General features: G+C 71.4%; 8 protein-coding genes. All 8 read right to left on the minus strand.

All coding sequences use genetic code 11. From position 1 onward, the window contains the following. Nucleotides 1-162: 162 nt before the first annotated feature. Nucleotides 163-1,824, minus strand: coding sequence for an acyl-CoA dehydrogenase (locus ACIBVQ_RS19455; protein ID WP_399178933.1), 1,662 nt, complete (start codon nt 1,822-1,824; stop codon nt 163-165). After that, nucleotides 1,821-2,738, minus strand: coding sequence for an ornithine carbamoyltransferase (locus ACIBVQ_RS19460; RefSeq protein ID WP_362772022.1), 918 nt, complete (start codon nt 2,736-2,738; stop codon nt 1,821-1,823). The genes ACIBVQ_RS19455 and ACIBVQ_RS19460 overlap by 4 nt, the downstream gene beginning before the upstream one ends. After that, complete coding sequence (locus ACIBVQ_RS19465; RefSeq protein ID WP_399178935.1) at nt 2,735-7,528, minus strand: amino acid adenylation domain-containing protein; 4,794 nt, start codon at nt 7,526-7,528, stop codon at nt 2,735-2,737. The genes ACIBVQ_RS19460 and ACIBVQ_RS19465 overlap by 4 nt, the downstream gene beginning before the upstream one ends. After that, entirely contained in the window at nt 7,525-7,698 is a 174-nt protein-coding gene (locus tag ACIBVQ_RS19470; protein WP_352012703.1) for an MbtH family protein, read from the minus strand. The genes ACIBVQ_RS19465 and ACIBVQ_RS19470 overlap by 4 nt, the downstream gene beginning before the upstream one ends. A 44-nt stretch (nt 7,699-7,742) precedes the next feature. Then, entirely contained in the window at nt 7,743-8,759 is a 1,017-nt protein-coding gene (gene sbnB / locus ACIBVQ_RS19475) for a 2,3-diaminopropionate biosynthesis protein SbnB (RefSeq protein ID WP_399178937.1), read from the minus strand. A gap of 2 nt (nt 8,760-8,761) precedes the next feature. Beyond that, the gene (sbnA, locus tag ACIBVQ_RS19480) at nt 8,762-9,754 is read right to left on the minus strand and encodes a 2,3-diaminopropionate biosynthesis protein SbnA (RefSeq protein ID WP_352012705.1); all 993 of its coding nucleotides are present in this window, start codon (nt 9,752-9,754) and stop codon (nt 8,762-8,764) included. A 134-nt stretch (nt 9,755-9,888) separates the two neighbouring features. Then, the gene (locus ACIBVQ_RS19485; protein WP_362772016.1) at nt 9,889-11,181 is read right to left on the minus strand and encodes an MFS transporter; all 1,293 of its coding nucleotides are present in this window, start codon (nt 11,179-11,181) and stop codon (nt 9,889-9,891) included. Nucleotides 11,182-11,198: 17 nt separating this feature from the next. Then, on the minus strand, nt 11,199-16,856 hold the full coding sequence (locus tag ACIBVQ_RS19490) for an amino acid adenylation domain-containing protein (RefSeq protein ID WP_399178940.1): 5,658 nt from the start codon (nt 16,854-16,856) through the stop codon (nt 11,199-11,201). Nucleotides 16,857-16,868: the final 12 nt, after the last annotated feature.

Consider the following 16,868-nt stretch of genomic DNA (forward strand, 5'->3'; position numbering starts at 1 on the left):
GAGACAGCGCGTGGAGGGATCGAGATGATGGACAACATGACGAGGGCGCCGAGTACCGACGAAGTAGCGGACGCGCGGGGTTGGTGCCCCGTGTTGCTCCGTGCGAAGCCAGCCGGTGGCTGCGGCCACAGCTGCCCGCGGAGGGGGCAGCTCACGTCGGCGTCAGCCGCCGTGCCGGGAAAGCGGATGTCCGGAGAGGTCGAACGTCAGTGACCGCTCGTGCCGGCGTACCAGTTCGGCGAACAGCACCCGCCCGGCGTCCGCGGGCGGCGGCGAGTGCGGCAGGCCGAGCCGGTCGGCCAGCCGGCCGAGCGCCACGACCAGCCAGGCCGTGGTGACCGGATCGCGTCGGGCGGCCCACACTCCGGCGCACGCGGCGGCGGCGAGCACCAGGCTGTAACGTTCGGCCAGCGCGAAGGTGCCCGCCGACGCCGACACCGTACGCTCCCCCGGCGGCAGGTCGACGCAGCTCGCGCGCAGCGCGGTGAGCTCGGCGAGGAAGAGCGCCCGCAGCTCCGCCAGTTCCGGCGCGTCGGCCAGGACCAGCGCGGTGCTGAGGGAGTCCGTGCCCCTGGCGTCGACGACGAGCCGGCCGAAGTCGAGCTCGGGCAGCTCGTCGTCGAGCTCGAACAGCTCCGGTGGGGCGGGCTCGGCCCGCAGCCAGCTCCGCCGGGCGAGCCGCGGCAGCTGCGGAATGATCGTGGACAGGCAGGCCGCCTCGCTGGCGTGCGCGAGGGAGGTCACCGAAAGGTCACGCTGGTACTTCTGGAACAGCCCGTAGGGACCCTCCCGGAGGTAGGAGCGCGCTCCCAGCAGAACCGACAGGTCGTAGGCCGCCGCCTCGATCAGGGTGGACACCACGTACTTGCTCGCCGCGGCGGCCACGCTGGTCTGCTCCGGCAGCAGGTGCAGGGCCCGGCCGACGACGGCGCTGAAGGCGTCGCAGACCAGCAGGTCGGCGAAGGCGCCGGTCAGGCCGTCCCGCACCTGGGGGATGTCGGCCACCGGCCGTCCGTAGAGCACCCGTTCACCGGCGAAGCCGGTCACCAGGCGCAGTTGCGTGTCGAGGACGCCGACGACGATCGCGGGCAGTGCCGTACGTGTCACCTGGAAGGCGCGCAGCGAGGTCTCCAGGCCCGCGCCGAGCCTGCCCAGCAGGTTCGGCGCGGGAACCGGGCAGTCCGTGAACTCCACGCCGGCGAGCAGGCTCGCCCTGAGTCCCGAGATGGGGAAGCGCGGCAGGACACGAACGGTCTCGGGTGGCAGGGCGGCCATGTCCAGCAGCAGCGTGGAGTGACTGCGACTGCCGGGCTGGTCGTCGGTGCGGGCGAACAGGGTGACCGCGCGTGCGCGCCCGATATTGTTGATCAGCTGTTTCGCGCCGTTGACCAGGAACCCGTCCGGCCGGGGCTCGGCCCGCAGCGCGACCCTGGTGAAGTCCGCGCCGTGGGCGAGCTCGGTGAACGCCGCCGCCGCGCGTTCCCCGCGCAGCAGCAGATCGGCCAGCCAGCGCCGCTGCCCGTCGTCACCGTCCGTCCAGACGGGAACGGCGGCGATGAAACTGGTGATGCCGTAGCCGAGCCCCAGCGTCGGGTCACGCCTGAAGATCGCCCGCATCGGCTGGACCAGCCCGTTCACCTGGACCAGCCGGCCGCCCAGCGACCTCGGCACGAACTCCGCGGCGAGCCGGACGTCGTCCAGCGCGGCCTCACCGGGGGCGAGCAGCTCCCCCCGCTCGTCGGCGTCGAGCACCGCGGCGAAACCGAGCGGATTGGCCTCGTCCCACGGATCGCCGAGGACGGCGTCCAGCGTCTGCGCGGTCATCGGCCGCCGTCCTCCACGCGGCACCACTCCAGTACGGCCATGGCGCTGTGCAGCTTGTTCTCCGCCTGGTCGAAGGCGATGCTGTGCTTGCCGTCGATCACCTCGGGGGTGACCTCCTCGCCCCGGTGCGCGGGCAGGTCGTGCATGAACACGGCCTGCGGGCTGTCCTCCCACAGGGCGGTGGTGACCTGGAACGGCGCGAAGATCTCCCGCCAGTTCGCGTCCGGCTTGGTGGTGCCCGTGGTCTGCCAGCGCGTGGTGTAGACGACGTTCACCCCCTTGGGCAGGTCGTCCATGTCGTGCCGTTCGGTGACCACCTCGGGATCGACGCGGGCGAGGATGTCGTCAGCCAGGCCGTAGCCCGGCGGGGTGCGCAGTTCGAGCCGGACCGAGGGGTACCTGCTCAGCGCCAGTGCAAGTGCGGAGGCGGTGTTGTTGCCCTCGCCGACGTACAGGATGCGCAGCCCCTCGACACCGCCGAAGCGCCACAGGAGCGTGGTGATGTCGGTCAGGGCCTGGGTCGGATGTTCGGTGGCGCTCATCGCGTTGATCACCGCCATGCGGTCCTCCTCGGCGAACGTCCGCATCTCGGCGGGATCGCCCGCGGTGCGCATGACGAAGACGTCCAGCATCCTGCCCAGCACCCGCGCGGTGTCCTCGATCGACTCGCCCGTGTTGGTCTGCAGGTCGCCCGGGCCGAGGGGGATGACCTGCCCGCCGAGCCGCAGCGTGCCGGCGGTGAACGCGGTCCTGGTCCGCGTCGAGGTCTTGCCGAAGTAGATCCCGGCGATCCTTCCGGCCAGCGGCCGGTCCGCTCCGGCGCCCCTCTCGCGGAACTCGACGCCCCGGGCCACGATCTTCCTGATGTCGCCGTCGGACAGATCGTCGACCGAGATCAGGTGCCGCACTGTCATCGTGTCTCCATCTCGAAGCTCTCTGAACCGGACATCTCCGCGAGCACCCTGGCCTCCACCAGCCCGGCGAGCCGCACCAGGCCGGGGTTTTCGAAGACCTCCCGCGCGCCGAGTTCGACGTCGAACTCCTCCTGGACCCGGGCGATCATCCGCAGTACCAGGATGGAGTTGCCGCCGAGGGCGAAGAAGTCGTCGCCCACACCGACCTTGTCGATCTCCAGAAGGTCCTGCCACACCTTGGCGATCCACGTCTCGACCGCCGTACGCGGGGCGACGAACTCGGCGGCGCCCACCTCGTCGCGCCCCGGCGCGGGCAGCGCCGCGCGGTCGAGCTTGCCGTTGGCCGTCAGCGGGATCCGGTCCAGCGGCACGATCGCGCTCGGCACCATGTAGTCGGGCAGGCGGCGGGCCAGCGCGGCCTTCAGCTCGCCCGGATCGATCTCCTCGCCCTCCGGTTCGACGTAGCCGACCAGCGTGTTCTCGCCCAGCACCACCACGGCGTCGCGGACGCCCGGCTGGTCGAGGAGCGCGGCCTGGATCTCGCCGAGTTCGACCCGGTAGCCGCGGATCTTCACCTGTTCGTCGGCCCGGCCGAGGAACTCCAGGCCGCCGTCGCGGTTGCGCCTGGCCAGGTCGCCGCTGCGGTACAGGCGTGATCCCGGAGGGCCGAACGGGTCGGGAACGAACCTGGCGGCGGTCAGCGCGGGCCGGTCGAGATACCCGCGGGCCACGCCGGGTCCTCCGACGTACATCTCCCCGGGTACGCCGTCGGGGGCCACGCCGCCGTACTCGTCGAGCAGGTGGACGCGCAGGTCGTCCAGGGGCAGGCCGATCGGGCTTCCGGTGTCGGCCGTGCCGATCGGCCGGTGGGTGGTGTGGACGCTGGTCTCGGTGATGCCGTACATGTTGACCAGACGTGGGCGGTCGACGCCGAGCCTGCGGATCCACGGCCCCAGCTCGCCGACCTCCAGCTTCTCACCGCCGAAGACGACCGAGCGCAGGGCGAGCCGGTCGACGCGCGGGTCCTCCGCCGCCGCGAACGCCACGAGCCGCCGGAACGCCGACGGGGTCTGGCTGAGGACCGTGACCCCCCGTTCGGTGAGGAGGGTGAGGAAGCGGTCCGGATCGCGGACGGTCTCGCGGGGCACGACCTCCAGACGGCCGCCGTGCAGCAGCGCGCCCCACATCTCCCAGACCGAGAAGTCGAAGGCGTAGGAGTGGAAGAGAGTCCACACGTCGTCCGCGCCGAAGTCCTGGTAGCGTCCCGCGGCGGTGAACAGGCGAAGCACGTTGGCGTGCGTCACCACCACGCCCTTGGGCCTGCCGGTCGAGCCGGAGGTGTAGATCACGTAGATCACGTTGTCCGGGCGTACGACGACGCCGAGGTCGGCCGGGGATCCGTCCGGGTCGATCTCGTCGAGCAGCACGAGGTCGCCGGTCACCTTCGCCGCCAGGTCCGACGTGGTCACCACCGTCTCGGCTCCCGCGTCGGCCACGATGAAGGCGATCCTGTCCGCCGGCTGCCCCGGGTCGAGCGGCAGGTATCCGGCCCCGGTCTTCAGCACCGCGAGCAGGGTGGGCAGCAGGTCGGGGCCTCGTTCGAGGCACACGCCGACCAGCTTCTCCGGCCCCGCGCCGCGCCCGGCCAGGTGGCGGGCCAGCCGGTTGGCGCGGGCGTTGAGCTCGGCGTAGGTCAGCGAGGTGTCCTCGAACACCACCGCGGTGGCCTCGGGCGTCCGCCCGGCCATCTCCTCGAACACCTCGTGGACGCACCGGGTGACGGGGAGCGGCTCGGCGGTGGGGACCGGACGCCGTCGTTCCTCCTCCTCGCGCAGGTCGACGGCCGACAGCCGGACGCCCGGTTCGGCCGTGACACTCGACAGCAGGCGCAGGAAGCGCTCGGCCATCCGTTCCGCGGTGTGCCTGTCGAACAGGGCGGTGGCGTACTCGATCGAAGCGAGCACCGAGCCGTCGGGACGGTGCTGGGCGAGGAGGCTGAGGTCGGTCTTGGCGATCAGCCACGCCTCGCCGAGCGGGGCGGCGTCGTCCGGGTGCAGCTCGGTGTCGGTGTGGCCGACCTCGTGCAGGTCGAAGGCGGCCTGGTAGATGGGGGTGCGGGAGAGGTGGCGCTCCGGCTGCAGTTCCTCGACCAGGCGGTCGAAGGGCACCACCTGGTGCGCGAATCCGGCCCGGCTGACCTCGCCGACGCGCCGCAACGCCTCCTCGAAGGAGGGGTTGCCCGTCAGGTCCATCCGCAGCGCCAGGGTGTTGAGGAAGAACCCGACCACGTCTCCGAACTCGGGGCGTTCCCGCCCGCTGACGGGCAGGCCGACGGCGAAGTCGCGCTGCCCGCTGTACCTGGACAGCAGCGCGGCCCAGGCCGTGAGCAGGGCGACCGACAGGGTCGTGCCGTGCCGCCGGCCCAGTTCGGTCAGGTCCCCGGCCAGTTCCGCCGGAACCTCGAACACGACCATCGCGCCGCGGTGGTCGCGGTGCGGCGGGCGCGGGTGGTCGGTCGGCAGATCGAGCGCGGGCACGCCGGCCAGGTGGCCGCGCCAGTGGTCCAGGTGCCCGGCGAGCACGTCATCGGTCAGCGTACGGCGCTGCCAGGCCGCGTAGTCGGCGTACCGCAGCCCCGTCGCGGGGAGTTCGCGTCCGGCGCACAGCGCGCGGAGTTCTGCGTCGAGCAGCACCGAGGACCAGCCGTCGCAGGCGATGTGGTGAACAGTGATCATGAGCACCTGTTCGCCGTCCGTCCTGGCCAGCATCGCCCGCCAGACCGGTCCGGTCTCCAGGTCGAAGCCGCGCGCGAGTTGCTCGCCGAACAGGGTGCCGAGATCGCCGTCGGCGATCCTGAGCTCGACGTCGACGTGCTCGTCGACGACCTGACGCGGTTCGCCGTCGTGCGCGACGTAGCGGGTGCGCAGCACCTCGTGCCGTCGGCCGAGTTCCTCCAGGGCCCTCGCGACGGTGGCGGCCTCCACCTCGGCGGGCAGCCGGATGAACAGCGGGGCGATCCATTCCGGGCTGCCCGGCTGGATGCGGTCGAGCAGCCACAGGCGCCGCTGCCCGAAGGAGACCTCCATGGTCGGCGTCCGCTCGGCGGGACGGACCGGTTCGACGCCGGCGCGTTCGTCGAGCAGCTTGGCCTGCCCGGCCACGGTGGACGTCTCGTACAGCTCCGGCAGCGGGATGTCCAGGAGGTTGGCGAGCCTGGTGAGCAGCAGCGACGACCCGCCGAGCTGGAAGAAGTCGTCGTCCACGCCGACCCCGCCGTCCATGTCGAGCAGTTCCGCCCACACGTCCGCGACCCTCCGCTCGGCCGCGGTGCGCGGCGGCCGGAGTTCCTTCCGCTCCTCGGCGGCCGGCACCGTCAGGGCCGCGCGGTTCACCTTGCCGCTGGGCAGCGTCGGCAGTTCGTCGAGCATGACGAACCTGGTCGGGACGTGGGTGTCGGGCAGGCTCTCGCGGGCGAAGAGGCGCAGCCGTGCCGGGCTGATCTCCTCCTCGGTCGTGACATGGGCGACCAGGGCGTTGTCGGTGGCGGTCACCACGGCCGCGCTGACCGCCGGATGCCGTTCCAGTACGGCCTCGATCTCGGCCGGTTCGATCCTGACGCCGTTGACCTTGATCTGGTCGTCGAGCCGTCCCAGGTAGTGCAGGGTGCCGCTCTGGTCCCAGCGGACCAGGTCTCCGGTGCGGTAGAGCCGCCCGCCGGCCGGGCCATACGGGTCGGGCACGAACCGCTCGGCGGTGAGCCCGGGCCGGCCGAGGTATCCCCGGGCGACGCCGGGGCCGCCGACGTGCAGTTCGCCGGGCATTCCGATCGGGACCAGGCCTCCTGAGGGGTCGAGCACCACCACCCGCATGGCGGTGATCGGCCGCCCGATCGGGATCTGGCCCGTCGTCTGCTCCGGGTCGACGGGCTGCGCCGTCACGTCGATCGCGCACTCCGTCGGCCCGTAGGTGTTCCACACCTCGACCCCGGGCAGCCGGACCCGGCGGCACAGCTCCGCGTGCAGGGGCTCGCCGGCGGAGAACAGCAGCCGCAGCGCGCCGAGATCCGTCCAGCCGGGCTCGCGGACCAGCCGTCTGAGCAGCGAGGGGACGACCTGGAGCACGGTGACCCGGTGGCTTCGGGCCAGCCGGACGATCGTCTCGGGGTCGCCTTCCGCGCCCGGCGGCGCGACGACGACGGTGCCGCCGGAGACCAGCGGGCCCACCATCTCCCAGCCCGCCGCGTCGAACGTCACCGACGTCTTGTGCAGCAGCCGGTCGCCGGGGCCGAGCCGGTGGGTCTCGACCGTCCACAGCACCCGGTTGGCGATGCCCTCGTGGGTGACCACGACGCCCTTGGGCCGTCCTGTCGAACCCGAGGTGTAGATCACGTACGCGGCGTCCGTCCCGGACACCGCCGCCGGCTCCGCCTCCGGGGGCTCCGCCTCCGCGTCGAACAGGCCGGGGGTCAGCACGATCGACGGCGCCGCGTCCCGGTGGATCCATTCTCGCCGCTCACGCGGGTGGCCGGGGTCGATCGGCAGGTAGGCCGCCCCGCTGCGCCACGTCGCCAGCACCGCCACGATGAAGTCGGCGCCGCGGGGCAGGGCGATCCCGACGATGTGGCCGCGGCCGATCCCCCTGTCCTGGAGCCGGTGGGACAGACGGACGGCCAGGCGGGTCAGCTGCGCGTAGGTGAACGCGGTGTCTCCGTCGACGACCGCGACCGCGTCCGGGGTGGCCGCGGCCTGCCGCCACACCAGATCGCCGAGGAACCGCACCGCCGCGCTCACCTCAGGCTCAGCGGGCGCATGTCGGTCCAGACCTCTTCGATGCGCGCCAGGCATTCCTCCCTGGTGCCCTCGGTCCCCTCGGCGCGCCATCCGGCGGGCAGGTCCCGGTCGGCCCACCAGATCGAATACTGTTCCTCGTCGTTGAGCACCACGAGGTATCGGTCGTTCATGTCGTCTCTCTCCCGTCCCAGTCCTATCTCGAATTCCGGAATCACTACAGGCCCGTTTTCTCCGGCCTCGGCAGGAAGTCCTCGACGGTCACGCCGTACCCGCGCCTGCGGGCCTCCGCCGCGACGAAGCGGGCGACCGCGATGTCGAGGGCGCCGAGCCCGAACGGCGAGAAGATCACCGGGGACCGCTCGTCCTCCGGGACCCTCGCGGTGGCGCGCAGCAGGCCGCCGAGGGTGGCGTGCACGAAGGGGCGTCCGCCGACGCTCAGCTCGGCCAGGTGCAGCGAGGTGCGCTCACGGACCGCGTGGTCGACGTCGTCGACCACGTTGCGCGCCGACAGGATCGTCTCGGGGACGATGTCGCGCAGCGATATGTGCAGGACCACCGCGCCCGGCCGGATGCCCGCCAGGGTCAGGTGCGGTTCGATCGCGGTGGTCGCGATGGACAGCAGGTCGGCGGCCGCCACCGCCTCGCCGACGTGTGCGGCGAGCGTCACCTCGGCGTCCGGCAGCAGCGATCCGACCCGCTCGCCGAACTCCTTCGCGCGCTGTGGGGAGGCGTCGAAGAGCGTCACCTCGGAGATGTCCGGGAAGACGGCGGCGAGGAAGCGCAGCGTCTCGAAGTTGATCACGCCGCAGCCGATCAGGGACACGCCGTCGAGCCGTGGGGGGGCGAGCAGCTCCGCCGCCGCCGCGGCGGAGGCCGCCGTGCGCGTCGCGGAGATCGCCGTGGCCTCGACGAACGCCTCGGGCCTGCCGGTCTCCATCGAGTTCAGGATGATCGTCGCGTTCGCGCGCGGGAGCCCCGCCTCCAGGTTGGCGGGGAAGGACGACACCCATTTGATGCCCGCCACGTGATCTTCGCCGTTTTCGCCGCCGACGTAGGCCGGCAGGCCGATGATGCGGTTGGTCCTGTCACCGGGAAAGCGCAGGAAGGTCGAGTGCGGCACCACCGTGGCGCCCTCGTCGTGTCTGCGGTAGGTGTCCCGCACGATCTCCAGCAGTGCGGTCTCGGCGCCCCGCAGGATGTCGCACACCTCGTCGTGTCGGATGATCAGCACGTTCACACCCCGTCCTTCCACAGATGGGAGACCTCTCCGAAGGTGCTGCGCACCCAGGCGTCGGAGTAGATGGTGTTCAGGTAGCGGTCGCCCCCGTCGGGGAACACCAGCACGCAGGTGGAGCCCGGCGGGATCTCCGCCTGGAGCGCGTGCAGCGCCGCGACCGTGGCGCCCGACGAGCCGCCGGCGAGGATCGCCTCGCGGCTCGACAACTTGCGGCATCCGACCACGCAGTCCAGGTCGGACACGTGGACGACCCGGTCGGCGGCGTCCTCGCGGTAGAGGCCGGGCCGGACGGCCGCGCCGTGCCCCGGCAGCAGCCGCGGGCCACGCCGCTGACCGTCGAAGATCATGCTGCCGACGGCGTCCACCGCGGTGATGGTGATCGGCAGGCCGTGGCCTCCGACGTAGTCGGCGCAGCCGATCAGGGTGCCGCACGAGCTGACGGAGCAGAACAGGTGGTCGACCTCGCCGTCGAGGGCCTCCACGATCTCCCGCATCGTCTCGTAGTGCGCGTATGAGTTGAGCGGGTTGCCGTACTGGTCCGGGTTGAAGGCGTGCGGGATGCTCTCCACCAGTTCGCGCACCCGCTGGATCCTGCGCGGCAGGTACTCGCCGGTTTCCGGGTCGGGCGCGTCGACCACCTCGACCTTGGCCTGGAAGGCTTTCAGTATCGCGATGTTCTGCTCAGTGGTCTTGGCGTCGACGACGCAGATGAACCGTAATCCGAAGTAGCGGCAGAGCTGCGCCATCCCGACGGCGAGATTGCCGGAACTGGACTCAACCACCGTCGACCTGCCGGGCTCCAGCTCGCCCGAGCGAATCGCGGCCGACAACATGCTCAGCGCACTGCGGTCCTTGATGCTGCCGCCGGGGTTGAAACGCTCCAGCTTGGCGAACACCCGGGAGGGGAATTCGGGAAACAGGCGGTCGAGTTGAACGAGCGGCGTTTGTCCAATAGTCGCAAGAATGCCATTCGAGGTGGATATCGGCACAGCGCTTGCTCCATCCAGGTAATTTTACCGGCCCCGCCACATGAGAGCCGGACACAACCGTCCGGGAGGCCGCTATACGCCTTCTATATCCCGTGGGAAAACACGGGGGCGCCGTACTCGAAACGGGAAAGAGCTCAGTCGAGCGCGGCGGCGTCCTCGGCGCTCAGCCGGCCGCCCTCCCTGGTGCGGGCGGCCGCCCGCACCGACGGGCTGAGCAGGGCCACCAGAGCCAGGCTCCCCATCAGGACGGTCATGACGAGCACGGTACGGCCGACACCGGCCGCGTCGAGGACGAACCCTCCGGCGAACGCGCCGAGGAAGCTCGCGCCCGCGCCGAGCAGCATGGCGACGCTGATGGCCCGGCTCAGGATGTGGTCCTGCGCCAGGCCGACCAGATACACGCCCCCGGCGACGTTGAAGACACCGCCGATGTATCCGCAGAACGCGAACACGACGCCCAGCAGGACCGGATCACTGAAGAACGCCAGGGACGGCACGCACAGGGTCCACACCAGCAGACCCGCCACGATCAGTGCGGGCAGGCTCAGCCTGCGCCGCCACCAGATGCTGGTCATCGCGCCGAGCAGGCCGCCGACACCGCTGATGGCGACCACGACGCCGATGCTGGACGGCGATCCGCCGGAGCCTCGGACGATCACCATGAGGGAGAGGCTCATGCCCTCGAAGACCAGGTTGCTGACCGAGACCAGGAGCATCACGTTGCGCAGGAAGGACTGCCGCCACAGCCACGTGACGCCCTCGGCCACGTCTGCGGCCAGCCTGCCGGAGGGCTGTTCCGCCCGGTCGGTCTGGAACTTCCTCCGGATGGCCAGCAGCATCAGCAGTGAGGCCAGGTGCGCGACCGCGGTGAACAGGAACGGCACCCAGCGCACCAGGCTCAGCAGGAACCCGCCGAGCGGCTGGCCAAGCATGATCATGGCTCGGTGACGGGCCTCGTTCTGGCTCAGCGCGCCCGGAACCTGGTCCTCACGGACCAGGTTCTTGACGGCCGAGCGTTCCGCCAGGTCGTAGAAGATCGCCAGGCTGCCCTGGACGAAGGCCGCCACCATCAGATGCGGCAGCCAGATCCGGTCGAGGAAGACCGCCAGCATCACGCTGGAGGCCGCCAGCAGGCACCCGACGTCCGAGATGATCATCAGGCGCCTGCGATCGTACCGGTCGGCGACGGCCCCGGCGGGCAGCTGAACGAGCAGGTAGGGCAGGAGCGCGGCGCCCGAGACCAACCCCGCGGCGGAGGTCGTGCCGCCTCCCCACAGGACGAGCATCGGATAGGCCAGGATGGTGATCTGCGCGCCGAGGGTCGTGAACGCCGCGCCGCCCCACAGCAGGGTGAAGTCCCTGTTCCTGAACAGCGGGCGCTTGTCCCTGGCCTCGCCGGCCTCGATCGCCGCTTCGCCTGTGTTCACGTCGAGCCCTTCCGGTGTCATCGGTAACCCGCCTCTGTACGGCCCTGGCCCTGGCCGTACCGCATGCCTTCCTGCTCGCCTATGGCCGCCGCCACGTGCTTGTGCAGTTCCTTGCCGGATTCGGAGTTGGTCAGGACGACGAACCCCGTGGCCCGGTTGATCCGGCTGAGCATCATGGACCGGTATCCGGCGGACTCTCCGACGTGACCGAACTCGATGTCACCGCCGGTGTCGTCGACCGAGGTGCCCAGCCCGTACAGGGCCTCCCGGTGGGCGACGGTGAGCAGCTCCGCCGCCAGGGCGCGCGGCAGGACGGCGCCGGAGTGCCCCAGATGGGCACGCCGTACCGCGATGGCGACCTTGGCAAGGTCCGGCGCGGTCGACCAGAGGCTGCCCGCGGCCAGCGCGGGCCGGTTCAGCCAGCCGCCGGGCACCGTCCTGCCGTGTTCGTCGTGGCCGTGGGCGACGGGCAGGCCCGAGGTCTCCGGGAAGGTCAGGTCGTAGCTGGTGGCCCTCATGTCCAGGGGTTCGAAGACCAGCTCGCGCATCAGTTCCTGGTACGGCTCGCCCGCCACGTCGCTCATCAGCTGTTCGAGCACCCAGTAGTGGCCGTTGCTCTTGCGGAAGTGCTCACCAGGCGTCAGCTCCATTGCGACGGCGGGCAGCAGGTCGAGCAGGGCCGGCATGGGTTCGCCGCGCCGGAAGTCGTCCTCGTCGGTCCGGGTGAGCCCGGCCTGGTGGCTCAGCAGCCACCTGGCGGTCACCGTCCCGGGGATCGTCTTCGGCAGTTTCCAGGAGACCAGGTGGTCGTTGACGTCGGCGTCGAGGTCGAGCAGCCCGGCCTCGACCAGTCGCAGCACGCCGATGGCCGTCAGGTGCTTGCCGATCGACCCCACCTGGAACAGGGTGTCCGGCGTGACCTCCCGGCTCTGTCCGGCGGCGAGGACGCCGTGGGCGTGGACCTCGACGGACTGGCCCCGGATCACCGCGACCGCGACCCCCGGCACGTTGTGCCGTCTCATCGCGGGCAGCGGGGAGGGGATCGCGACCGGCCGCGCGGGTTCGAGCAGCGCCGTCAGCCGGGCCAGGCAGTCGTCGGCGACCCGGCGGACCGTCTCCTCGTCGTGCAGGGCGGCCGAGTACGTCCAGTGCATGTACAGCCGGTCCCGGTGCACTCCGGCGTTGACCTCCAGCAGGTGGCTGCGGGGCCTTCCGGATCCCTCGACGCTGCCGAGTCCTTCCGGCGAGAGCGCGAACCTGGTCCGGCCCCGGGTGCCCACCGAGCCCTGGCCCGTGTAGTTGAACAGCACGGCGGGCCGCTGCTGCGCGGCCAGGGCCTCGACCAGGTCCTCGTCCGGCGACAGCCACCTGGACACGCCGTGGCCGATGCCCCGGCCGGGGACGGCCCTGAACTGGTCGCGTACCGACCTGAGCACCGCCTGGGGTTTACGGCCCGGCGGCAACCAGGCCGCGAACGGATACACGCTGGTGAACCAGCCGACGGTGCGGGACAGGTCCACGCCGTCGAACAGTTCCTCCTGCCGGCCGTGACCCTCCAGCTCGACCAGGAACCCGTCGCCGCCGGTCCAGCCGGTCAGCGCCAGACCGAGGGCGGCGAGCACGGTCTCCTCCGCCGTCGCGGTGTCACCGGCCCGGTGCAGCAGGGTCGAGGTCAGGTTCTCCGGCAGGCCGACCAAGAGCGTCCGGGCGTCGGCGGTGCGGTTGGGGCCGGGCCTGTCCACCGGGATGTCCGGTAGCGGCGCGCGGCTCAGCCAGTGGTGCGTCTGGGCCGCGAGCTCGGTCGATCCGGCGTACTCGGCCAGCTCGCGTGCCCACTGCCGGACGGAGGTGGTCTTGGCCGGCAGTTCCACCGGCCGGCCCGCCTCAAGCTGACTGTAGACGGTGTTCAGATCCTCCAGCAGGATCGCCCAGGACACGATGTCCACGGCCAGGTGGTGGATGCTCAGCAGCAGCTGGGAGCCCGACCGCGACAGCGCCGCGCTCAGCACCCTGCCGGCGGCGAGGTCGTGATCCGCGGGCTCGGACCCGGGCTCGGTCAGGTCGTCGACGACCCTGAGCAGTCCTGCCGGTGCCTCCTCGGCCAGGTGTCCGCGGCCGTCCTCGACGCGCAGGCGCAGCACGTCGTGGTGCCGCGTCAGCTCACGCAGGGCGCGTCCGAGCAGGTCGGGATCGGCGGCCGGTTCCACGGTCAGCAGTGCCCGCTGGGCGAAGGGCTCCTCGTGCCCCTCCTCGGCGAGGAACCAGTGCTGGATCGGGGTGAGCGTGAGCTCGCCCGTCACCGGACCCTGTTCCGCGCCGGTCGCGCCGCGCGCGCCGCCCGGGGCGGCGTCGATGGCCGCGGCCAGGTCGGCGACGGTCTCGTGCTGGTACATCATCAGCAGGGAGATGGGGAGCCCGGCCTGCTTGACCTCGCGGATCGCCTGGATCATGAGGATCGAGTGGCCGCCGAGCCCGAAGAAGGTGTCACGCGCCCCGACCTCCGGGACGTCGAGCACCCGTGCCCAGATCTCCGCCAGCGTGCGCTCAGTCGGGGTACTCGGCGCGACGTGGTCGCCGCCGGTGGCCAGGGCCGCGCGGTCCGGGACGGGCAGGGCGCGGTGGTCGAGCTTGCCGTTGTGGTTCAGCGGGATCTCGGCCATCCGGACGTAGGCGTAGGGCACCATGTGGTCGGGCAGGGATCGGGACAGCGCCGCCCTGAGCCGCGCGGGATCGACCTCGTCCCCGACGACGTATCCGACGAGGCGCCTGTCGCCGGGGGGGTCCTCGCGGACCACCACGACGGCGTGCCGTACGCCCGGCTGTTCCTGCAGCAGCGCGGCGATCTCGCCCGGCTCGATCCGGTGTCCGCGGATCTTGACCTGGTCGTCCACTCTGCCGAGGAACTCCATGGTGCCGTCGGACCTGCGCAGCCCCAGGTCACCGGTGCGGTATCGGCGCGATCCCGGGGGCCCCTGCGGATCGGGCACGTACCGCTCCGCCGTCAGGCCCGGACGGCCCAGGTAGCCGAGGGACACCCCCGCGCCACCGATGTGGATCTCGCCGGGCACGCCCGCGGGCACCTGGTGGCCTTCGCGGTCGAGCAGCTGGATCCGCACGCCGGGCATGGGGACGCCGATCGGGCTGCCGCCACCGGCCAGGGTGCCGGCGGTGATGCGCTGGAAGGTGGAGTTGGACGTCGCCTCGGTGTTGCCGTAGACGTTGACCAGTATCGGGCGTTCGACGCCGAACCGGTCGATCCAGGCGGCCACGTCCCCCGCCTCCAGTTTCTCTCCGCCGATCAGGACGACGCGCAGGGCGAGCCGGTCCGTTCTGGGATCGCCGTCCTGGGCCAGCCGTACCAGGCCCCGCAGGGACGACGGGGTCTGGTCGATGACCGTGACGCGGTGGCGGACCAGGAGGTCGAGGAAGTCCTCGGGAGAACGGGTGACCTCCTGCGGGACGACGACGAGCCTTCCGCCGTTGAGCAGCGCGCCGAACATCTCGCCGACCGCCACGTCGTTGGCGAACGAGGCGAACAGCGTGAAGACGTCGTCGTCGTCGATCGACAGGTACGTCCTGGTCTCGTCGAGCAGCCACATCGCGTTGGCGTGGCTGACGCAGACCCCCTTGGGGCGGCCGGTCGAGCCCGAGGTGTAGATCACGTACATGATGTCGCCGGCGGTGGACGACGGAGGCGGGGGCGTACCGGGCAGGGCCCCGATCTCGGCGCTCCGCTCGTCGATCGGCACGATCCGGCCGGTGAACACCTCGCGGATCATCGGTGCCAGGTCGGCGGTGGTGACCACGACGGAGACGTCGCTGTCGGACAGCATCCGCCCAAGCCGCTCGGCGGGGACGGCCGGGTCGAGCGGCACGTAGCCCGCACCCGACTTCAGCACGCCGAGCAGGGTGGGCGTCAGTTCGGCGCCGCGGTCGAGGCACACGCCCACCAGCGGCCCGGTCTCCAGAGCGCGCAGGTGGTGCGCGAGCCGGTTGGCCCGGGTGTCGAGCTCCCGGTAGGTCAGCCGTTCCTGTCCGCTGACGACGGCGACGGCGTCCGGGCAGGTGCGCACGCGCGCCTCGAACGCCTCGTGCACGGTGGGGTAGGGGCCCGTCTCGGCGACCGTGTCCGGTTCGCCCTCGCCGGGCGGCAGGTGGACGGCCCGGGCGTCCCCGAGGGGGTCGGCCGCCATGGCCTCCAGCACGGCCCGGTACATCGCGGCCAGGCGTCCGGCGTCGGCGCGGCTGAGCACGGTGGTGTCGGCGGTGATGCCCAGGTTGCCGGCGATCACGCCAACCGCGAGGGGGAACTCGGTGCCGCCGCCGGCCAACGCGCCGCCCACCTCCACCAGTTCGGTGTCGACCTGCTCGAAGTCGAGGAAGGTGAAGATCGTGTCGATCAGCCGCCCGCCGTCTCCGGCCTCCCGCTGGATCGCGGGCATCGGGAACCGGCGGTGCCGCCACATGGCCGTCTCGGTGGTGAACACCTCGTACACCAGGTCACGCCAGATGCGGGCGCCCCTGGTGTGGGGGAACGGGAGCGTGTTGAGGAACAGGCCGTAGAGCCGGTCGGCGCCGTCGACCTCGGGCCGCGCCTGCAGGACGAGACCGCTGTGGAAGGACTCCTGGTCGGTGATCTGGCTCAGCACCTTCAGGTGCGCGGCAAGCAGCACGCTCTTCAGCGAGGTTCCCGACGTCCTGGCCAGGGCGCGCAGACCGTCGTCGAGATCCGCGATGGAGATCGTGAGTTCGTAGGTCTCGGCCGGTCCCGGGTCGCCCCAGGTCCCTGGGAGCGCCAGTTTGGGGTGGTCGGTGACGACGCCGCGCCAGAAGGCCCTGTCGTCCTCGGACTCAAGCGACCGTTGTTCGGCGGCCACGAAGTCGGCGTAACGCAGGGCGGGCAGCGGGGCCGGGTCGGGCACGGCACCGTCCCTGATCGTCTGGTAGTACTCCAGCAGCTCCATCAGCATGGAGTAGTGGCTCCAGCCCTCCAGGATCGCGTGGTTCTCACTGACGGACAGCCACCAGGCGTCGTCCTGCGCCACATGTACGGTGACCCGCATGAGGGGCGCGGTGTCCAGTGGGAGCCGTGCCCGCTGCTCGGCCTCGGTGTGCCGGCGGACGAGCTCGGCCACGGCCTCCGGCGTCAGCTCACGGCAGTCGCGTACGTCGAGGGGGACCTCGGCGTCGGTGTGCACGAGCTGCAGGGGGACGGAGTAGCCGTCCAGGTCGAAGGAGGTGCGCAGTACCTCGTGCCGACGGGTCACCAGCCGGGCGGCGGCGCGGAAGGCCTCCCGGTCGAAGGGCCGCTCGTCCCGGACGCGGAAGGAGGTGACGTTCTGGTAGAGGTGCTGGTCCTGGTTGGCGAGCATCTCCAGGAGGATGCCGAGCTGGGCCTGGGCCAGGGGGTAGGCGTCCACGACGTCGGCGGCCAGACGTTGTCTGTCGTGGGCGGAGACGAGGGCGAAGGGTTCGATCGGGGTGACCTCCTCGACCGCCCGGTTCCGGCCGGCGAGTCTCTCACTCAGCCGCGCCACGGTGGCGTGTTCGAAGACGTCGCGTGCCTCGACGTCGAAGCCGTTCTTGCGGAGAGCGCCCACCAAAGCGACCGCCCGGATCGAATGCCCACCCAACTCGAAGAAATTGTCATGCACCCCGACCCGCTCCACCCCCAAAACATCCCGCCA

This window comes from Streptosporangium sp. NPDC049376, from assembly GCF_044466505.1.
Lineage (GTDB): Bacteria > Actinomycetota > Actinomycetes > Streptosporangiales > Streptosporangiaceae > Streptosporangium.